19 protein-coding genes are annotated in these 19,808 nt (G+C 74.1%); 13 read left to right on the top strand and 6 right to left on the bottom strand.

Annotated elements, in window-relative coordinates:
• Positions 1–65 precede the first annotated feature (65 nt).
• The 6 genes from rpsO to ACT17Q_RS10055 all read left to right on the top strand — a co-directional run bounded on the left by rpsO (position 66) and on the right by ACT17Q_RS10055 (position 6,351).
• Positions 66–335 (top strand): 30S ribosomal protein S15, encoded by a 270-nt coding sequence (rpsO, locus tag ACT17Q_RS10080; protein WP_094179760.1) that lies wholly within the window; start codon positions 66–68, stop codon positions 333–335.
• A 293-nt stretch (positions 336–628) separates the two neighbouring features.
• Positions 629–2,857 (top strand): polyribonucleotide nucleotidyltransferase, encoded by a 2,229-nt coding sequence (locus ACT17Q_RS10075; protein ID WP_141321157.1) that lies wholly within the window; start codon positions 629–631, stop codon positions 2,855–2,857.
• A gap of 1 nt (position 2,858) precedes the next feature.
• Positions 2,859–4,202 (top strand): M16 family metallopeptidase, encoded by a 1,344-nt coding sequence (locus ACT17Q_RS10070; protein WP_094179762.1) that lies wholly within the window; start codon positions 2,859–2,861, stop codon positions 4,200–4,202.
• A 61-nt stretch (positions 4,203–4,263) separates the two neighbouring features.
• The gene (locus ACT17Q_RS10065; RefSeq protein ID WP_444662212.1) at positions 4,264–5,067 is read left to right on the top strand and encodes a hypothetical protein; all 804 of its coding nucleotides are present in this window, start codon (positions 4,264–4,266) and stop codon (positions 5,065–5,067) included.
• A 49-nt stretch (positions 5,068–5,116) separates the two neighbouring features.
• Positions 5,117–5,872 carry a 4-hydroxy-tetrahydrodipicolinate reductase gene (gene dapB / locus ACT17Q_RS10060; RefSeq protein ID WP_444662210.1) on the top strand — a complete coding sequence of 252 codons (756 nt, stop codon included), beginning with the start codon at positions 5,117–5,119 and terminating at the stop codon, positions 5,870–5,872.
• Positions 5,869–6,351, top strand: coding sequence for a hypothetical protein (locus tag ACT17Q_RS10055; protein WP_208405505.1), 483 nt, complete (start codon positions 5,869–5,871; stop codon positions 6,349–6,351). The genes dapB and ACT17Q_RS10055 overlap by 4 nt, the downstream gene beginning before the upstream one ends.
• Positions 6,352–6,395: 44 nt before the next feature.
• Here the strand turns inward: ACT17Q_RS10055 and ACT17Q_RS10050 are convergent, their stop codons facing one another.
• From ACT17Q_RS10050 to ACT17Q_RS10035, 4 genes are all read right to left on the bottom strand, one after another.
• Positions 6,396–6,950 carry a GNAT family N-acetyltransferase gene (locus ACT17Q_RS10050; protein ID WP_094179766.1) on the bottom strand — a complete coding sequence of 185 codons (555 nt, stop codon included), beginning with the start codon at positions 6,948–6,950 and terminating at the stop codon, positions 6,396–6,398.
• Complete coding sequence (locus ACT17Q_RS10045; protein ID WP_444662207.1) at positions 6,947–7,603, bottom strand: TIGR00645 family protein; 657 nt, start codon at positions 7,601–7,603, stop codon at positions 6,947–6,949. Before ACT17Q_RS10045 ends, ACT17Q_RS10050 begins: the two co-directional genes overlap by 4 nt.
• Before the next feature lie 153 nt (positions 7,604–7,756).
• On the bottom strand, positions 7,757–8,077 hold the full coding sequence (locus ACT17Q_RS10040) for an AzlD domain-containing protein (protein ID WP_444662205.1): 321 nt from the start codon (positions 8,075–8,077) through the stop codon (positions 7,757–7,759).
• Complete coding sequence (locus ACT17Q_RS10035; RefSeq protein ID WP_444662203.1) at positions 8,074–8,895, bottom strand: AzlC family ABC transporter permease; 822 nt, start codon at positions 8,893–8,895, stop codon at positions 8,074–8,076. Before ACT17Q_RS10035 ends, ACT17Q_RS10040 begins: the two co-directional genes overlap by 4 nt.
• Before the next feature lie 81 nt (positions 8,896–8,976).
• Here ACT17Q_RS10035 and ACT17Q_RS10030 point away from each other — a divergent pair, with 81 nt between their 5' ends.
• The 4 genes from ACT17Q_RS10030 (at position 8,977) to ACT17Q_RS10015 (ending at position 13,076) form a co-directional block, all read left to right on the top strand.
• Complete coding sequence (locus ACT17Q_RS10030) at positions 8,977–9,789, top strand: thymidylate synthase (protein WP_094179770.1); 813 nt, start codon at positions 8,977–8,979, stop codon at positions 9,787–9,789.
• Positions 9,786–10,319, top strand: coding sequence for a dihydrofolate reductase (locus ACT17Q_RS10025; RefSeq protein ID WP_094179771.1), 534 nt, complete (start codon positions 9,786–9,788; stop codon positions 10,317–10,319). The genes ACT17Q_RS10030 and ACT17Q_RS10025 overlap by 4 nt, the downstream gene beginning before the upstream one ends.
• A 79-nt stretch (positions 10,320–10,398) precedes the next feature.
• A complete protein-coding gene (dapA, locus tag ACT17Q_RS10020) occupies positions 10,399–11,316 on the top strand; it encodes a 4-hydroxy-tetrahydrodipicolinate synthase (protein WP_141321169.1) in 918 nt (305 codons plus the stop codon).
• A 74-nt stretch (positions 11,317–11,390) separates the two neighbouring features.
• Entirely contained in the window at positions 11,391–13,076 is a 1,686-nt protein-coding gene (locus ACT17Q_RS10015; RefSeq protein WP_444662200.1) for a ribonuclease J, read from the top strand.
• Positions 13,077–13,094: 18 nt separating this feature from the next.
• Here ACT17Q_RS10015 and ACT17Q_RS10010 read toward each other — a convergent pair whose 3' ends face one another.
• Positions 13,095–13,457, bottom strand: a complete 363-nt coding sequence (locus tag ACT17Q_RS10010) for a helix-turn-helix domain-containing protein (protein ID WP_094179773.1) — start codon at positions 13,455–13,457, stop codon at positions 13,095–13,097.
• Positions 13,458–13,478: 21 nt separating this feature from the next.
• Between ACT17Q_RS10010 and ACT17Q_RS10005 the strand changes: the two genes are divergently transcribed.
• A complete protein-coding gene (locus ACT17Q_RS10005) occupies positions 13,479–13,649 on the top strand; it encodes a hypothetical protein (protein ID WP_166772113.1) in 171 nt (56 codons plus the stop codon).
• Here the strand turns inward: ACT17Q_RS10005 and ACT17Q_RS10000 are convergent.
• Positions 13,616–14,584: a DMT family transporter gene (locus ACT17Q_RS10000; protein ID WP_444662197.1), complete on the bottom strand. Its 969-nt coding sequence runs from the start codon at positions 14,582–14,584 to the stop codon at positions 13,616–13,618. The genes ACT17Q_RS10005 and ACT17Q_RS10000 overlap by 34 nt on opposite strands.
• Positions 14,585–14,720: 136 nt before the next feature.
• On the opposite strand from ACT17Q_RS10000, the gene ACT17Q_RS09995 reads away from it, so the two are divergent.
• The gene (locus tag ACT17Q_RS09995) at positions 14,721–17,399 is read left to right on the top strand and encodes a DNA translocase FtsK 4TM domain-containing protein (protein WP_444662195.1); all 2,679 of its coding nucleotides are present in this window, start codon (positions 14,721–14,723) and stop codon (positions 17,397–17,399) included.
• The gene (locus ACT17Q_RS09990) at positions 17,396–19,804 is read left to right on the top strand and encodes an EAL domain-containing protein (protein WP_444662193.1); all 2,409 of its coding nucleotides are present in this window, start codon (positions 17,396–17,398) and stop codon (positions 19,802–19,804) included. Before ACT17Q_RS09995 ends, ACT17Q_RS09990 begins: the two co-directional genes overlap by 4 nt.
• Positions 19,805–19,808 lie beyond the last annotated feature (4 nt).

Here is a 19,808-nt window from a genome sequence, read left to right as displayed (position 1 = left end):
CGGATCCAGAGAGCCCGGGTGGACGTGCCCCGGCGCACCGCGCAACGAACCACACAAGGAGAGCCGTGTCCCTCGACGCTGCCACCAAGCAGGCCATCATGACCGAGTACGCCACGCACGAGGGCGACACCGGTTCCCCCGAGGTCCAGATCGCTGTCCTGACGCAGCGCATCAAGGACCTGACGGAGCACCTCAAGGAGCACAAGCACGACCACCACAGCCGCCGCGGCCTGCTGCTGCTCGTCGGTCGTCGTCGTCGCCTTCTCGGCTACCTGCAGAAGGTCGACATCAACCGTTACCGCTCGATCATCGAGCGCCTCGGTCTGCGCCGCTGAACCTCGCGACCAGCCCGGACCCCGTGCGGGGTCCGGGCTGGTCCGCATGTCGGGCCCGCGCGTCGCGCGACAGCCCGGCGGCACCGGCGGCATGATCGTCGGCGGTGCCGCGCGAGCGCGGCGGACGTGACGTCCGCCCGACCCGCACCCGCACCACCAGCACCACCGCACCATCCACCGCGTCGGTCCACCTGTCCGGTCCTCGGTAGTGGCCCCCGGAGCACGAGCTCCGTAGGCCTCGATCGAAGACCGCCGGGACCGGCCGGCGCCTTCGACACACGAGGAGGGCACCCGTGGAGGGTCCCGAGATCCAGTTCGCCGAGGCCGTGATCGACAACGGTCGCTTCGGCACCCGCACCGTCCGGTTCGAGACCGGCCGGCTCGCCAAGCAGGCCGCCGGCTCCGCCGCCGCGTACCTCGACGGCGACACGATGCTCCTGTCGGCCACGACGGCCGGCAAGCACCCCAAGGAGCAGTTCGACTTCTTCCCGCTGACGATCGACGTCGAGGAGCGGCAGTACGCCGCCGGCAAGATCCCCGGCTCGTTCTTCCGCCGCGAGGGCCGTCCCTCGACCGAGGCGATCCTGGCCTGCCGCCTGGTCGACCGCCCGCTGCGCCCGCTGTTCGTCAAGGGCCTGCGCAACGAGGTCCAGGTCGTCATCACCGTCCTGGCGATCCACCCGGACGACGCGTACGACGTGCTCGCGATCAACGCGGCGTCGATCTCGACGCAGCTGTCGGGCCTGCCCTTCTCCGGTCCCGTGGGTGGCGTGCGCATCGCGCTCGTCGACGGCCAGTGGGTCGCGTTCCCGCGCTACTCCGAGCGTGAGCGCGCGACGTTCGACATGGTCGTCGCCGGCCGTGTGGTGGGCGACGACGTCGCCATCGCGATGATCGAGGCCGAGGCGCCCGAGAAGTCGTGGAACCTCATCAAGGACGAGGGCGGCCAGGCGCCGACCGAGGAGATCGTCGCGCAGGGCCTCGAGGCGGCGAAGCCGTTCATCAAGGTCCTGGTCCAGGCGCAGTCCGAGCTCGCCGCGAAGGCGGCCAAGGAGACGCAGGTCTTCCCGACGTTCCCGGACTACCAGGACGACGTCTACGCCGCGGTCGAGGCCGCCGCGACGGCGCGCCTGGGCGAGGCGCTGAGCATCGCCGACAAGCAGACCCGCGAGGGTCGGCTCGACGAGATCAAGGCCGAGGTCCAGGGCGAGCTCGCCGAGTCGTTCGAGGGTCGCGAGAAGGAGATCTCCGCCGCGTACCGCTCGGTGCAGAAGAAGCTCATCCGTCAGCGCATCCTGACCGACGGCTTCCGCATCGACGGCCGTGGCCTGCGGGACATCCGCACGCTCTCGGCCGAGGTCGAGGTGCTGCCGCGCGTGCACGGCTCGGCGCTGTTCGAGCGCGGCGAGACGCAGATCCTCGGCGTCACGACGCTGAACATGCTCCGCATGGAGCAGCAGCTCGACACGCTCTCCCCGGAGACGCGCAAGCGCTACATGCACAACTACAACTTCCCGCCGTACTCGACCGGTGAGACGGGCCGCGTGGGCTCGCCGAAGCGCCGCGAGATCGGCCACGGCGCGCTCGCCGAGCGTGCGCTCATGCCGGTCCTGCCGAGCCGCGAGGAGTTCCCCTACGCGATCCGCCAGGTCTCCGAGGCGCTGGGCTCGAACGGCTCGACGTCGATGGGCTCGGTCTGCGCCTCGACCCTCTCGCTGCTGAACGCCGGTGTGCCGCTGCGCGCGCCGGTCGCGGGCATCGCGATGGGCCTGGTGTCCGACACGGTGGACGGTGAGACCCGCTACGCGGCGCTCACCGACATCCTCGGTGCCGAGGACGCGTTCGGCGACATGGACTTCAAGGTCGCGGGCACGCGCGAGTTCGTCACGGCCATCCAGCTCGACACGAAGCTCGACGGCATCCCGGCGAGCGTCCTGGCCGGTGCGCTGACGCAGGCCAAGGAGGCGCGCCTGGCGATCCTCGACGTCATCGCCGAGGCGATCGACGTGCCCGACGAGATGAGCCCGTTCGCCCCGCGCGTCATCACGGTGAAGGTCCCGGTCGACAAGATCGGCGAGGTCATCGGCCCGAAGGGCAAGATGATCAACCAGATCCAGGAGGAGACCGGCGCCGACATCTCGATCGAGGACGACGGCACGGTCTACATCGGCGCGACCGACGGTCCGTCGGCCGAGGCCGCGCGGGCCGCGATCAACGCGATCGCCAACCCGCACATGCCCGAGATCGGCGAGCGCTTCGTCGGGACCGTCGTGAAGACGACGACGTTCGGCGCGTTCATCTCGCTCTCGCCGGGCAAGGACGGTCTGCTGCACATCAGCCAGATCCGCAAGCTCGTCGGCGGCAAGCGCGTCGAGAACGTCGAGGACGTGCTGTCGATCGGGCAGAAGGTCCAGGTCGAGATCGGCGAGATCGACCCGCGCGGCAAGCTGTCGCTGCACGCGGTCGTCGACGAGGACAAGGCCGACTCCGACGCGGCGCAGGCCGCCCCGGCCGACGCCTGACGTGCCGCTCGACCTCCCGCTCGTGCGCCCGGGCCTCCCGGGCGCGGAGCAGTCCGCCGGGCAGGACGGCGACGCCCACGTGCGTCGTTCCGTCCTGCCCGGCGGGGTCCGGGTCCTCTCGGAGCACATGCCCGGGCTCCGGTCGGCGACCGTCGGGGCCTGGGTGGGCGTCGGCTCGCGCGACGAGACGTCCGGCCACTTCGGCTCGACCCACTTCCTCGAGCACCTGCTGTTCAAGGGCACCGCGCGGCGCTCGGCGATGGACATCGCCGAGGCGTTCGACGCCGTCGGCGGCGAGGCCAACGCGGCCACCGGCAAGGAGCACACGTGCTACTACGCGCGGGTGCTCGACACCGACCTGCCCATGGCGGTCGACGTGATCGCGGACATGGTCACCTCCGCGCGCCTCGAGACCGACGAGCTCGAGACCGAGCGCGGCGTGATCCTCGAAGAGCTCGCGATGAACGACGACGACCCGAGCGACGTCGTCCACGAGCAGTTCGCGAGCGGGGTACTCGGGGAGCACCCGCTGGGCCGGCCCATCGGCGGCACTCCCGAGACGATCCGTGAGGTCCCGCGCGATGCCGTGTGGGAGCACTACCGGTGGCACTACCGGCCGCAGACGCTCGTCGTCAGCGCGGCGGGTGGCGTCGACCACGACACGCTGTGCGCTCAGGTCGCCGACGCGCTCGCCGCGGGCGGCTGGGACCTGGCCGACGACGCGAGCCCCACGGGCCGCCGCGACGTCGCGCGCGAGCTCGGCGCGGGGGAGCACGGGCTGCCGATCGTGGGTGTGGAGCGCTCCGTGCGCCGGCACACCGAGCAGGCCAACGTCATCGTCGGCTGCACGTCGCTGACCGCGACCGACGACCGGCGGTTCACGCTGTCCGTGCTCAACGCCGTGCTGGGCGGCGGGATGTCCTCCCGCCTGTTCCAGGAGGTCCGGGAGAAGCGCGGCCTCGCGTACTCCACGTACTCGTTCGCGTCCGGCCACGCCGACACCGGCGTGTTCGGCCTCTACGCGGGCTGCACGCCCGCGAAGGTCGACGAGGTCGTCGCGCTGATGGTCGCGGAGTGGGAGCGGCTCGCGGAGACCCCCATCACGTCCGCCGAGCTCGAGCGGTCGGTCGGGCAGCTCTCGGGCGGCCTCGTGCTCGGCATGGAGGACACCGGATCGCGCATGAGCCGGCTCGGCAAGGCGGAGCTGGTGCACGGCGCGCTGCTGTCGATCGACGAGTCGCTCGAGCGGGTGCGCGCGGTGACCGTGCAGGACGTGCAGGAGCTCGCCGCCGAGCTCGCGTCGCGCCCGCGTTCGGTCGTGCGCGTCGGGCCCTTCGGGGACTGACGCCCGTGGGCGGGCGGTCCCGTCCGCCCACGGGCGTGCTCCGGCGCGCCATGATGGGGCTGTGACCGCGTACCGGTGGATCGAGGCCTCCGCGCCGCTGCTCGTCGAGCACGCCTGGGTGTTGCGGGACGAGGGGGGTGACCGCGAGGTGCTGCTGCCCGACGGCCGCGGGCTGCTGCAGCTCGTCGTCGGCGCACCGGGGGTGCGCACGGACGTCCTGACGGGGGAGCAGACGGACGACGCGAGCGGGGTGCGCGGCTTCTCGTCCCGCGCGGTCGTGCGCGAGCAGGCGGCACCGGCGGTGCGGCTCGGGCTGCAGCTGCACCCGCTCGCGCTCGCCCTCCTGCGACCGCACGACCTGCTCGTCGACAGGTGTGCGCCGCTGGCGGCCGTCGTCGACGAGGCGGACGCGGTCCTCGCGCGCGACGCCCTCGCGCACGGCGACGACGAGGACGCGGTGCGCGTGCTCGTCGCGGCGCTCGTCGCCCGTTCCCGCACGACGGACCGGCCGGCGGGGGTGACGGCCATGGCGGAGGTCGTCGCGGAGGTCGACCGCACGCGCGGCCTCGTCGCAGCGGCAGACCTGGCGCGAGCGCAGGGGGTGACGGTGAGCGACCTGCACCGCTGGTGCGTGCGGCTGGTCGGCGTCGCGCCCGCGTCCTACCTGGCCGCCGTGCGGTTCGCGGGGTTCGTGCGCGAGGCCGCCGGTCCGGGGCCAGTGTCGCCGCGCGACGTGGTCGGTGCGCTGCAGTGGTACGAGTCGAGCGGGCCCGCGCCACGGGAGGTCGAGCGGACGACGGGCCTCGCGCCCGCCGAGCTGCGGCGCGTGGTCGACCGGCTCGCGCTTTCCATCGCCGCCCACTGACGGCACGCGCGTCGGGGGCCGCGGCACGCGACGGATAGGGTGGCTGACCGTGAGCGAACGGATCAGGGTCGCCGTGCTGGGTGCGGCGGGACGCATGGGGTCGACGACGGTACGCGCGGTCGAGGCCGCACCCGACCTGGAGCTCGTCGCGGCACTCGACGCGGGCGACGACCTCGCGCGGGTCACGGCCGCGGGCGCGCAGGTCGCGGTGGACTTCACGGTGCCGTCGGTGACCGAGCAGAACGTCCACGCGCTCGTCGACGCCGGCGTGCACGCGGTCGTCGGCGCCACGGGCTGGGACGACGCGTCGCTCGCGCGGGTGCGCGACCACCTCGCGGACCGCCCGGGCGTGGGCGTGCTGATCGCCCCGAACTTCGCGCTCGGCGCGGTGCTGACCATGGCGTTCGCGGCGCGGGCCGCGCGCTGGTTCGAGTCCGTCGAGGTCGTCGAGCTGCACCACCCCGACAAGGTCGACGCACCCTCGGGCACCGCCCTGCACACCGCGCACGCGATCGCACGCGCGCGCCGTGCGGCCGGGGTGGCCGCGAGCCCCGACGCGACCGAGCAGTCGCTCGACGGTGCGCGCGGCGCCGTCGTCGACGACGTGCACGTCCACGCGGTGCGGCTGCGCGGGCTGACCGCGCACGAGGAGGTGCTGCTCGGCAACCCGGGCGAGCAGCTGACGATCCGGCACGACTCGTTCGACCGCGTGAGCTTCATGCCCGGCGTCCTGCTGGGGGTGCGTCAGGTGGCCTCGCGGCCCGGCCTGACGGTCGGTCTCGAGCACCTGCTCGACCTGGGCTGAGCGTGGCTGCCCCTCGCCGCCGCTCCGCGGTCGTCGCTCTCGCGGGAGCGGTCGCGCTCACGGCGCTGCTCGCGCTGTACGTGCTGCTCGTCGCGTCGCGCGCCACGTCGCTCGTCCGCACGGGCGAGCCCGTGGCCGTGGTCCTCGGTGTCGCGCTGTGGGTGCTGCCGGTGCTCGCCGTCTGGTTCGTCGCGCGCGAGTGGAGCCTCGCGATCGACGTGCAGCGCATGGCGGACCGGCTCGCGGACGCGGACGAGCTGCCCGTCGACGACCTGCCGCGCTCGCCCGGCGGGCGGGTCGACCGTGCGGCCGCGCGCGCGGCGTTCGACGCGGTCCGCGAGCGGTGCGAGGCCGCGCCCGACGACTGGCGCTCGTGGTACCACCTGGCGTTCGCGTACGACGCCGCGGGGGACCGCCGCCGCGCGCGGGAGTCGCTCGCGCGGGCCCGCGCGCTGTTCCGCGGCCGTACCGCCCCCTGACGACCGCACCGGCGTGGGCGCGGTCGTGGGCGTGGTCGTGGGCGTCAGATCGTCGCCCACCACCGGTGCTCGCGCACGGTGCGGGCCGTGCCGTCCGGCAGCGTGTCCGACGCGAGCTCGCGCACGGTGTCGTCGGGGCCCAGGCCGGCGCCGGACAGGAACTGCGCCCGCGCGGTGTCGCCGTCGAGCACCCACGTCTGGAGCTGGTCCGCGCCGTCCTCGCGCAGCAGGTCGACCGCCGCCGCCAGCAGCCGCGAGCCGTGCCCCGCGCGCTGGTGCGGCGGGGCCACCTCGAGCGCCAGGAGCAGGCCGCCGGGGGCGTCGCCGCCACGCGTGGCGGGGACGGGCGCGACCGACGCGAAGCCGACGACCGCGGCACCCGCGCACGCCACGAGCACGCGGTGCCCGCTCGGCGGCGCGGTGACGGCCGCCGCCCACTGCGCACGCATCGCGTCGAGGTCGAGCACGTCGAGCGCACCGGCGAGCAGGTCACCGTGGGCGCCGCGCCACGCCTCGACCTGGATGTCGACGATCGCGGCCTCGTCGCCCGGCACGGCGGGCCGCACCGAGACGTCCGAGGTCTCGCGGAAGAGCGTCACGACGCGTCCCCGTGCGGGACGACGGGCGTCGAGGCCACCGGCTTCGGCGGGTGCTTGGTGGAGACGCGGTCGATCCACGCGAGCGCCATGGCCGAGACGATGAAGGCCAGGTGGATCACGGTCTGCCAGAGCAGCGGCTGCCAGCCGGTCTTCTCGATGGTCGACTCGGCCTCGATGAAGCTCGCGAGGAGGTGGATCGACGAGATGCCGATGATCGACATCGCCAGCTTGGTCTTCAGCACGTTCGCGTTGACGTGCGAGAGCCACTCGGGCTGGTCGGGATGGTCGTCGAGGCGGATGCGCGAGACGAAGGTCTCGTAGCCCCCGATGATCACCATGATCAGCAGGTTCGCGATCATCACGACGTCGACGAGCCCGAGGACCGCGATGATCATGTCGCCGCTGGTGAACGCCTCGACGTGCGCGTGCCCGTCGGCGTCCACGTGCTCGACCTGGCCCGTGAACAGCCCCACGCCGAGGTGCCACAGCTCCTTCATGAACTGCCACACGTAGAACGCCTGCGCGACGATCAGGCCGAGGTACAGCGGCAGCTGCAGCCAGCGTGAGGCGAAGATCAGCGTGCCGACCGCGGAGCGCTGCACGGTCTCGGCGCCGGACGGGTTCGTCGGCGTGGTGGTGGGGGCCTGGGCCATCGGTCCTCCGGTGGGCGGGGGCCGCACGCGCGGCCTCGTCGTCGGGCGAGGGTACAACGCACGAGGTGCGAGTCCGGTGCCGGGCCGCGCTCAGGGCCCGGAGGTGGCCCGGAGGTGGCCGGAGGTGGCGTGGCGGCGGCCCGGCCGCGGGCGTCAGGCCATGCCGAGGGCGCGCAGCCCCGCTGCGGTCGCGGCGGCGAGCACGACCACGACGACGAACGGCGCGCGCAGCGCGAGGGCCACCGCCGCGACCGCGAGCGCGGGCAGGCGCGCGTCCGCGACGAGCGCCTGCCCTTGCGCGACGGCCTGCACGGCGACGAGCGCGGAGAGCAGCGCGACGGTCACGAGCGACGCGGTGCGCGCGACGCGCGGCTCGGCGAGCCAGCGCTCGGGCACGAGGTGCCCGACGAGCTTGATCGCGAGCACGACCGCGGCGCCGACCAGCACCGCGACCCAGGTGGCGGTGGGGCTCATGGGCGACCTCCCTCGGCGGTGCCGCCCGCAGGCGGGTGTCCCGGCGGACCGGGGGCGGGCGGCCGGTCGGGTGCCGGTGCCGGTTCTGGTGCCGGTGCCGGTTCTGGTGCTGGTGCCGGTTCTGGTGCCGGTGCCGGTGCCGGTGCGAGCATCCCGACGAGGATCGCGATCGCGGCCGCCAGCAGCACGGGGACGCCCGCCGGCAGCACGGGCGTCGTCGCGAGCGCCGCGACGACGGACGCGGCGGCGACCAGCCGCGCGAGCCGCGCGTGCGGCCCCGAGAACCGCGGCCAGACGAGGGCGAGGAACGCGGCCGCGGCGGCGGCGTCCAAGCCGTACCGGCGCGGGTCGCCGAGCGCGTCGCCGAGCAGGGCACCGCCGAGCGTGAACAGGTTCCACAGCGCGAAGACGCCGACGCCCGTCCACCAGAACCCGGCGCGAGCCGCCCGGCCCGGTGGGTGCGCGGTGCTCACCGCGGTCGACTCGTCGATCGTCAGCTGCGCGGCCAGCAGGCGGCGCCAGCCGCGCACCCCCAGCAGGGGAGCGACCTGCGGGCCGTACAGGCCGTTGCGCACGCCCAGGAGGCCCGCGGTGGCCACGGCGGCCGTGGCGGTCCCGCCGGACGCGACGACGCCGATGAACGCGAACTGCGACCCGCCCGTGAACATGAGCAGCGACAGCGCCATGGTCTGTGCGAGGTCCAGCCCCGCGGCCACGGACAGCGCCCCGAACGAGACCCCGTACAGACCGGTCGCGAGCGACACGGAGAGCGCCTGGCGGACGGCCGCGCGCACCTCGTCCCGACCGCCGTCCGTCACGCGCACAGGGTCGCACACGCGCCGCGCGGCACGGCCGGACGCTGCGGCCGCACGGCCCGCGCCGAACGTACGATGACGCGCATGACGCAGCCGTCCGCGATCCCCACCCCGTACGAGGACCTGCTGCGGCTGGTCCTCGAGACCGGCACGCCGAAGTCGGACCGCACGGGGACGGGCACGCGCTCGGTGTTCGGGCACCAGATGCGCTTCGACCTGTCGGCCGGCTTCCCGCTCGTCACGACCAAGCGCGTGCACCTGCGCTCGGTCGTGCTCGAGCTGTTGTGGTTCCTGCGCGGCGACTCCAACGTCCGCTGGCTGCAGGAGCGGGGCGTGAAGATCTGGGACGAGTGGGCGGACGCGGACGGCGAGCTCGGGCCGGTGTACGGCGTGCAGTGGCGCTCGTGGCCCACCCCCGACGGCGGACACGTGGACCAGGTCGCGCAGCTCGTCGAGAACCTGCGGGCCGACCCGGACTCGCGCCGGCACGTCGTCTCGGCGTGGAACGTCGCCGAGCTGGGGCGCATGGCGCTCATGCCGTGCCACGCGCTGTTCCAGTTCTACGTCGCGGACGGGCGGCTGTCCTGCCAGCTCTACCAGCGGTCCGCGGACCTGTTCCTCGGGGTGCCGTTCAACATCGCGTCCTACGCGCTGCTCACGCACATGGTCGCCCAGCAGGTCGACCTCGAGGTCGGCGACCTCGTCTGGACCGGCGGCGACTGCCACGTCTACGACAACCACGTCGAGCAGGTCCGCGAGCAGCTCACGCGCGAGCCGTACCCCGCGCCGACGCTGCGCCTGCGCAAGGCGGCGTCGATCTTCGACTACGCGTACGAGGACGTCGAGGTGGTCGGGTACCAGCACCACCCGACGATCAAGGCGCCGATCGCCGTATGAGCACGACGAGCGAGCCGCACGTCGCGCTCGTGTGGGCGCAGTCGGCGGGCGGGGTCATCGGCGCCGACGGTGCGCTCCCGTGGCACGTGCCCGAGGACCTCGCGCGGTTCAAGGCGCTCACGGACGGGCACCCGGTCGTGATGGGCCGCGCGACCTGGGACTCGCTCCCGGCGCGCTGGCGGCCCCTGCCGGGCCGGACGAACCTCGTGCTCACCCGGCAGGCCGGGCTCGAGCTCGAGGGCGCGCTCGTCGTCCACGACCTGGCGACCGCGCTCGCACTCGCCGCCGACGCTCCCGGCGGCGAGCAGGTGTGGGTCGTCGGCGGGGGAGCGGTCTACGCGCTCGCCCTGCCGTACGCGCACCGCGCCGAGGTCACCGTGGTGGACGTCACCGTCGCGGGCGACACGCATGCGCCGCGGCTCGCGCCGGAGCGGTGGCGTCGGGAACGCGCGGAGCCCGCCGAGGGCTGGTCGACGTCGTCGACGGGCGCCCGGTACCGGTTCGAGACGTACGTCCGCGCGTCCGGCTGACGCGCACCGGCGCGGCGCACGCCGCTCGGAGCGTGGATCGGGCGCGGTCGGTCCGTCCGTGCGCGGTACGGTGGGCGCCATGCCGCAGGTGACGTCGAGCTCGCGCCCGTTCGGGTCGCTGCTCTCCGCGATGGTGACGCCCTTCACCCCGCAGGGCGAGGTGGACCTCGCGGCCGCGGTGCAGCTCGCGCGCCGGCTCGTCGACGCCGGGCACGACGGTCTGGTGCTCAACGGCACGACGGGCGAGGCGCCGACGACGCACGCACCCGAGAAGGCCGAGCTGATCGCCGCGGTCGTCGAGGCGGTCGGCGACCGCGCGTACGTCGTCGCCGGCGCGGGGTCCAACGACACGCTGCACGCCGCGCGGATGGCCGAGCAGGCCGCCGAGGCCGGCGCGCACGGCCTGCTCGTCGTGAGCCCCTACTACTCGCGCCCGTCGCAGCCGGGCGTGGTCGCGCACGTGCGCGCGGTGCTCGACGCGGGCGACCTGCCCGCGATGCTGTACGACGTCCCGGGCCGCGCCGGCGTGCGCCTCGCGGACGCCACGATCGACACGCTCGCGGCCGACGAGCGTGTGGTCGCGTTCAAGGACGCGACCGGCGACACCGTGAACGCCGCACGCGGCATCGCGCGCACCGGGCTGGCCTGGTACTCGGGCGACGACGGCCTCGTCGCGCAGTTCCTCGCCGTGGGGGCCGTCGGCGTCGTCGGCGTCGTCACCCAGGCGGCGAGCGCGATGTTCCGCGAGCTGCTCGACGCGTGGGACCGGGGCGACGTCCCGGCCGCGCAGCGGGCCTACGCCGCGACGCTCCCTGTCACCGACGCCGTGAACGGTGCCGGCTTCCAGGCCGTGCACGTCAAGGCGGCGCTCGAGGTCCTCGGCCTCATCCCGCGTCGCACCGTGCGCCTGCCGTACGTGCCCGCGACCGACGACGAGGTCGACGGCATCCGCGACGCGCTGCGCGCCGCCGGGCTGCTCGACGCGGCCCTCACCTGACCACCGGGCCCGCAGCGCCGGGCCACCCTCGCGGGAGCGCGCCACCGGCCGCCCCGCCCGTCGCAGGAGAAGACTTGAGCCACCCCCACCCCGAGCTGACCCCGCCGCCCCCGCTCCCGGAGGGAGGACTGCGCGTCGTCGCGCTCGGCGGACTGGGCGAGGTCGGCCGGAATATGGCCGTGCTGGAGTTCGGCGGGCGCCTGCTCGTCGTCGACTGCGGCGTGCTGTTCCCCGAGGACCACCAGCCCGGCGTCGACCTGATCCTCCCGGACTTCGACTACATCCGTGACCGGCTCGACGACATCGAGGCGATCGTGCTCACGCACGGGCACGAGGACCACATCGGCGCCGTGCCCTACCTGCTGCGCCTGCGCTCGGACATCCCGCTCGTCGGCTCGCAGCTCACGCTCGCGTTCGTCGAGGCGAAGCTCAAGGAGCACCGGATCACGCCGGTGACGCTCGCGGTGCGCGAGGGTCAGGTCGAGCAGCTCGGCGTGTTCGAGTGCGAGTTCGTCGCGGTCAACCACTCGATCCCGGACGCGCTCGCGGTCGCGGTCACGACCCCCGCGGGCACCGTGCTGCACACCGGCGACTTCAAGATGGACCAGCTCCCGCTCGACGGGCGCATCACCGACCTGCGTGCCTTCGCACGCCTGGGCGAGAAGGGCGTCGACCTGTTCATGGTCGACTCCACGAACGCCGAGGTCCCGGGGTTCGTGGCACCCGAGCGGGGCATCGGTCCCGTGCTCGACGGGGTCTTCGCGGAGTCGAGCAAGCGCATCATCGTCGCGTCGTTCGCCTCGCACGTGCACCGCGTCCAGCAGGTGCTCGACGCCGCCGCCGCGCACGGCCGCCGCGTGGCGCTCGTCGGCCGCTCGATGGTCCGCAACATGGCGATCGCCGCCGACCTCGGCTACCTCAAGGTGCCCGCCGGCGTGCTCGTCGACCTCAAGGCGGTCGACGACCTCCCGGACGACGAGGTGGTGCTCATGTGCACCGGCTCGCAGGGCGAGCCGATGGCCGCGCTGTCGCGCATGGCGAACAACGACCACAAGGTGTCGGTCGGCGCGGGGGACACCGTGATCCTCGCGTCGTCGCTCATCCCCGGGAACGAGAACGCGGTGTTCCGCGTGATCAACGGGCTCACGCGCCTCGGCGCGCGCGTCGTGCACTCCGGCAACGCGAAGGTGCACGTCTCGGGCCACGCGTCCGCGGGCGAGCTGCTCTACTGCTACAACATCCTGCGCCCGCGCAACGTCATGCCCGTGCACGGCGAGGTGCGCCACCTCGTCGCGAACGGCGCGCTCGCGGTCCAGACCGGCGTGCCCGCCGACCGCGTGGTGCTCGCCGAGGACGGCGTCGTCGTCGACCTCGTCGACGGCCGCGCGTCCGTCGTCGGCGCGGTGCCGTGCGGCTACGTGTACGTCGACGGCTCGAGCGTGGGCGGCATCACCGAGGCCGAGCTCAAGGACCGCCGGATCCTCGGTGACGAGGGGTTCATCTCGATCTTCGCGGTCGTGTCGTCCGCCGACGGCAAGGTGCTCGCGGGCCCGCAGATCCACGCGCGCGGGTTCGCCGAGCAGGACGACGTGTTCGAGGACATCCTCCCGGAGCTGACGCGCACGCTCGAGGACGCGATCGCGCAGGGCGCGACCGACACGCACCAGCTGCAGCAGATCATGCGGCGGGTCGTGGGTCGGTGGGTCTCGGGTCGCCTGCGTCGCCGCCCGATGATCATCCCGGTGGTCGTGGAGGCGTAGCGCCGTCACTGCTCGGCGTCACTGCTCGGCGGCACTGCTCGGCGGCACCGTGCGGCGGAACGTCTCACGGTGCCGCCGAGGTGTCGTGCGCAGGTGCTCGGTGAAGTGCAGGCGCAGGGTCGCCGCGGAGCCGAAGCCCGCGCGGCGCGCGACCTCGTCGACCGTGAGGTCCGTGGTCTCGAGCAGCACCCGGGCGCGGGCGAGGCGCTGCTGCACGAGCCAGTGCCCGGGGCTGACGCCCGTCCGCTCGCGGAACCGACGCGTGAAGGTGCGTCGCGCGACGTGGACGTGACGCGCCCACGTGTCGAGGTCGAGCGTCGTCTGACCGACGCGGACGGCCGGGTCTCGCTCGCGCCGCGAACGGGCCCCGCCGGGGCGCACGGACCGCTAGCGTCGCGTGCCATGAACCTTCCCCCGTGCCCGTTGTGCCAGAACACCGACTACGAGCAGCAGCAGGAGCGCACCGACGGACGGTGGGGGTTCACGACGCACGTCAAGACGCTGCTCGTGTGCACCCGCTGCCGGTACGTGCTGACGTTCTACGACCGGAACTCGATCTGGGACTTCGACTGACCCGCGGTGCCGTCGGACGTCGGCTCGTCGTCGACGTCCGACAGCGCGTCCGCGGCGCGTGCCAGGCCCGCGGGCTCGGGCACGGCTCCGCTGCGACGTGACGCGGCGGCCGAGCCGACGAGGATGAGGGCGGTCGCCGCGACCACCGCGAGGGTGATCGGCTCGTCGAGCACGAGCGCGCCGAGCGCGACCGCGACGACCGGGTTGAGGTAGGCGACGAGCGTCGAGCGGGCCGCGCCGACCTCCGCGATGAGCCGGAAGAACAGGACGAACGCGAGCGCGGTGCACACGGCCCCGAGCGCGGCGAGCGCGAGGACCCCGGCGGCGTCGGGCGCCGGGTGCGGTGCCTCGAGCAGCACGACCGGCAGGTACACGAGCGCCGTCAGCCCGAGGCACGCGGTCGTCAGCGGGATCGGCGGCACGTCACGCAGACGCCGGTCGGCCACGATCGGGGCGACCGCGTAGCCGAGCGCGGCCAGGAGCACCTGGGCCACGGCCCACGCGTCGCCCCCGGCCGCGCCCGGACCGAGGAGCAGCGCGACGCCGCCGAGCGCCACGACGAGGCCGGCCCACCGCACGAGCGCGACCGCCTGCCCGTCCACGAACCGGCCGATGACGACGGCCGCGATCGGGACGGTCGCGACGAGCAGCCCGGTGGTCGAGCTGGTGAGCGTGCGCTCGGCGTTCGACAGCAGGATCCACGGCCCGACGATCTCCAGGGCCGCGAACGCGACGACCGGCCGCCAGTGCCCCCGCAGCGTCCGGAACCCGCCGGCGCGCGGCACGAAGGCCAGCAGGAGCAGCGCGCCCAGGCCGGTGCGGGCGAGCACGACGCCCGCCGGCGTGACCTGGTCGACGGCGACCTTGATGAGCAGGTACGGCACGCCCCACACGACGCCCATCGTGAGCAGCAGGGCCCAGCCGCGCCGCGTCACGGGCGTCTCCTCGGGCGTCGCGCGCAGGTCTCGGTTCGCACGGGGGACACGGTAGGGGTCGGGTCCGACACGTCCGCGGGCGACACGGCGCCGCGCCATCCCCGTCGACGGGGCGCGTCCGGCTACCGTGAGGACCATGGCGACCCGTACGACCCCACGGTCGCGCTCCGGCGCGCCCGCCGCACGGTCCGCCGGCACGCCGTCGGGCTCGGGCGCACGTTCCAAGCAGTCGGGCGCACGGCCGGCGGCGCGTGCCTCCGCGCCCTCCCGCCCCCCGCGTCCCGCCCTGCCCGTGCGGATCGTCAAGGGCATGTGGATGGGCTCCGCGCACCTCGTCGGCGGCGCGGCCCGCCGCGTCGGGCGCGACGCACGCGACCTCGACCCCGCGCACCGGCGCGACGGCCTCGCGTTCACGCTGCTGGGGCTCGCGGTCGTCGTGGCGGCGCGCGAGTGGTGGTCGATGTCCGGCACCGCGGGCGGTGTGGTGCACAACGTCGTGGCCGGCACGTTCGGGGTCGTCGGCGTCGTCGTGCCGATCCTGCTGCTCGCCACGTCGGTCCGGCTCATGCGGCACCCGGACCGCGTGCAGGCGAACGGCCGCATCGGCATCGGTCTCGCGGCGATCCTGCTCGCCGTGTGCGGCCTGGTGCACGTGTTCCAGGACCGTCCGAGCACGGACGACATGGAGGCGGTGCGCGGCGCGGGCGGGATGGTCGGCCTGATCGTCGGCACGCCGCTGGTGACGCTCGTGACGGTCCCGGTGACCGTGGTCCTGCTGCTGCTGCTCACGTTCTTCGGGCTGCTCGTCGTCACGGCGACGCCGGTCCACCAGGTCGTGCCGCGCCTGCGCGCGCTCTACCGCCGCCTCACCGGTCAGCACGACGACGCCGCGACCCAGGACGACGACGCCCCGCTCGTCATCAACGCCGGTCACACGGCGGTCGAGGAGCCGGACGAGCCGCCGCGTGCGCGCCGCGGGCTGCGCCGCCGCAAGGCGGACCGTGCCGCCGAGGCCGCGCAGGCCGCGCTCGACGAGTACGAGGCGGACCAGGCGTTCGTCCGCGCCGCCGTCGTCGACCCTGCCGGGCCCGACGACGAGACGCGCGCGGTCGCACCCGACGCGCCGACCGAGCCCACCACGGTCGTCGAGGCGGCCGCGTCCGCGGCGGCCGCGCCCCGGCCCACGGAGCTGGCCGCACCCCCCACGACGGGCGTCCCGCGCGGTGAGCAGCCGATGCTCGGCGGCGACGTGGTCTACCTGCTGCCGTCCGAGGACTCGCTCGCGAAGGGACCGCCGCACAAGGTCCGCTCGGCCGCGAACGACCGCGTGGTCGAGTCGCTCACGAGCGTGCTCGAGCAGTTCGAGATCGACGCCAAGGTCACGGGCTTCACCCGCGGCCCGACCGTGACCCGGTACGAGGTCGAGCTGGGGCCGGCGGTCAAGGTCGAGCGCGTCACGGCGCTGTCGAAGAACATCGCGTACGCGGTCGCATCGGCCGACGTGCGGATCCTGTCGCCGATCCCGGGCAAGTCCGCGATCGGCATCGAGATCCCCAACACCGACCGCGAGACCGTCGCGCTCGGCGACGTGCTGCGCTCGTCGGCCGCCAAGCGCTCCGACCACCCGATGATCATCGGCGTCGGGAAGGACGTCGAGGGCGGCTACGTCGTCGCGAACCTCGCGAAGATGCCCCACCTGCTGGTCGCGGGCGCGACCGGTGCCGGTAAGTCGTCGTTCGTGAACTCGATGATCGTGTCGATCCTCATGCGCTCGACGCCGGACCAGGTGCGCATGGTGCTGGTCGACCCCAAGCGCGTCGAGCTGACGATCTACGAGGGCATCCCGCACCTGATCACCCCCATCATCACGAACCCCAAGAAGGCCGCGGAGGCCCTCGAGTGGGTCGTGCGGGAGATGGAGGCGCGCTACGACGACCTCGCGATGTTCGGGTTCAAGCACGTCGACGACTTCAACGCCGCGGTCCGGGCGGGCAAGGTCAAGCCCCTGCCGGGGTCCGAGCGCAAGATCGCGACGTACCCGTACCTGCTGGTGATCGTCGACGAGCTCGCGGACCTCATGATGGTCGCGCCCCGCGACGTCGAGGCGTCCATCCAGCGCATCACGCAGCTCGCGCGCGCGGCCGGCATCCACCTGGTGCTCGCGACGCAGCGTCCGTCGGTCGACGTCGTGACGGGTCTGATCAAGGCCAACGTCCCCTCGCGCCTCGCGTTCGCGACGAGCTCGCTCACGGACTCGCGCGTCGTGCTCGACCAGCCGGGTGCGGAGAAGCTCATCGGCCAGGGCGACGCGCTGTTCCTGCCGATGGGCGCGGCCAAGCCCATGCGTACGCAGGGCGCGTGGGTCGCGGAGTCCGAGATCCACGCGGTCGTCGAGCACGTCAAGACCCAGCTCAAGCCGTCCTACCGGCAGGACGTCGCGCAGGCCGCGCCGAAGAAGCAGGTCGACGAGGACATCGGCGACGACCTCGACCTGCTGCTGCAGGCCGCCGAGCTCGTCGTGACGTCGCAGTTCGGCTCGACGTCGATGCTGCAGCGCAAGCTGCGGGTGGGCTTCGCCAAGGCCGGTCGCCTGATGGACCTGCTGGAGTCCCGCGAGATCGTCGGGCCGTCCGAGGGCTCGAAGGCGCGCGAGGTGCTCGTGCAGCCCGACGACCTGCCCGGGACGCTCGCGATGCTGCGCGGGGAGCCGGCGGACGACGGACCGTTGCCCGGCGACGAGGGCATCCCGGTCGCGACCGACTACCACGACGACCTCGAGGACGAGGGCCAGGGCTGGTCCGGCGGCGGGCGGTGACGCCCACGCGGGTCCTGGCCACGGCGCCGTCGCCCGCGGCGCTGACCGCGGGGACGGACGACACGGTGGGGCTCGCGTCGCTCGTCATCGCGGCGATCGCGGTCGTCGCGCTCGTCTGGGTGCTCGTGCTCCTCGCGCGCCAACGCCGTGAGGTGCGCCGCGCCAACGACCTGCTCGACCTGTCGCGCGAGCTGCGGCACCGGTACGACGCGCTGCAGGCGGTCACCAAGGAGGGCGTGCTCGTCGTCTCGCTGTCCGGCACGGTGCTCGACATCTCCGACCGGGCCGCGACGATCCTCGGCGTGGTGCCGGACGCCGCCGTGGGGCGGCACCTCACGGACCTGGCGGTCGTGCTGGTCAACGAGCAGGGTCTCGCGATGAACCCCGCGGGCGTGCTCGGCTACCGCACGGGGCGCGCGGGATACACGGTCGACTCGCAGCTCGTCGGCGTGGCGGTCGCGAGCCCCACGGGCACGCAGGCGCGCATGGTGCAGGTCTCGAGCCAGCTCGTCGCGGCGGCCGACGGCGACGCGCCCGCGGTGCTCACGACGCTCGTCGACGTCACGGGGTCGCGGCAGGTCGAGGCGGCGCTGTCCCGCTCGGAGACGCAGTTCCGGGTCGCGATGGAGAACGCGCCGATCGGCATGGCGCTCGTCGACCTCGACTGGCACGTCGTCGAGGCCAACGCGGCCCTCGCGGAGCTGCTGGGGACGACGGTGGACGCGCTGCGCGGCTACCCGATGGAGGCGCTCGGCACGCCCGAGTCGCGCGCGAGCGAGCGCCTCGAGGTCGACCGGCTGCTCGGTGGCGGCCAGCACCGGTTCTCGGTCGAGAAGCGCTACCAGCGCGCGGACGGCCACCTCGTGTGGGTCGTCCTCGACGCCGCGCTCGTGCGCTCGCCCACGGGCGAGCCGGACCACTTCGTCGTGCAGGTCCGCGACTCGACCGAGTCGAAGCTCCAGGCCGAGATGCTCACGCACCGCGCGATGCACGACCCGCTCACGGGCCTCGCGAACCGCACCCTGCTGCAGGAGGTGCTGCAGTCCGTGCTCGAGCAGCCGGGCGTGGTCGACCGGGTCGCGGTGCTCGCGTGCGACCTCGACGGGTTCAAGGAGATCAACGACCGGTACGGGCACGCGGCCGGCGACGAGGTCCTCGTGCACGTCGCGGGCGTGCTGCGGGCGGCCACCGCGCGGCGCGGGACGGTCGCGCGCCTCGGCGGCGACGAGTTCGTCGTCGTCGTGCAGGACGTCGACGGGCCGCGGGCGGTGTTCGAGGTGGCGGCCGCGATCCACGCGGGCCTCGCGGAGCCGGTGCGTGTCGCGCGGCGGCGGATGCAGGTCGCGGCGAGCATCGGCATCGCGCTCGCCGACCCGGAGACCGTGCAGGGCGGCGCGCCGGGCCTGCTCGCGGCGGCGGACTCCGCGCTGTACCGAGCCAAGGCGGCGGGCCGCGGACGGACCGAGGTCTACGACCACTCGATGGGCCGTTCCTCGAGCGTCGACCTGCTGCGCGAGCTCACGGACGCGCTCGACGCCGACGAGCTGGTCGTGCACTACCAGCCGATCGTCGACCTCGCGGACGGCCGCGTCGTCGGGTACGAGGCGCTCGTGCGCTGGCAGCACCCGTACCGCGGGCTGCTGCTGCCGTCGGCGTTCCTGGGTCTCGCGCAGGAGGCGGGGCTCGCGGTGCCGCTCGGCCAGCTCGTCGCGACGAAGGTCGCCGAGTTCGTCGCGACGTCGTCCGACCGCACCACGTGGGTGTCGGTCAACGTGTCCGCGGACCAGCTGGGTGACGGGGAGTTCGCGACGACGCTGCTCGCGGAGATCTCGCGGCACCGGCTCATGGCGGGGCGGATCGTGGTCGAGCTGACCGAGTCCTCGCTCGTGGCGTCGGGCACGCGCATCCGCCACGAGCTCACGCAGCTGTCCGCCGCGGGCGTGCCCATCCTGCTCGACGACTTCGGGACCGGCGTGTCGCCGCTGTCCTACCTGCGCGACCTGCCGGTCGCCGGCGTGAAGCTCGACATGTCCTTCACCTCCGGCATCCCGGACGACCCCACCGCGGGCAAGGTGGTCCGTGCGCTCGGGGCGCTCGCGCGCGAGCTCGCGATGGTCACGATCGCCGAGGGGATCGAGCACGCCGAGCAGGCCGAGTACCTGCACCGCAACGGGTGGCGCTACGGGCAGGGGTGGTTGTACGGCGGGGCGCAGCCGGCGCCCGGCTCGCCCGAGGCCGCGACAGCGGTGCCGCTGCCCGGGGTGGTGCGGCGGCCGGACGCCGCGGCCCGCCCGACGCCGGTGGCGCCGCCGCTGGCCGGCATGTCCGCGCCGCCGCGCCCGGCGCAGCCGGGCACCCCGCACCCCCCCGCGGACGGTCCGCCGGCGCCGACGGGGGGCGCCTGAGCGG

This window comes from Cellulomonas sp. CW35 (assembly GCF_052378485.1).
GTDB classification, from domain to species: domain Bacteria; phylum Actinomycetota; class Actinomycetes; order Actinomycetales; family Cellulomonadaceae; genus Cellulomonas; species Cellulomonas uda.
This window is presented reverse-complemented; position numbering and strand designations above follow the sequence as displayed.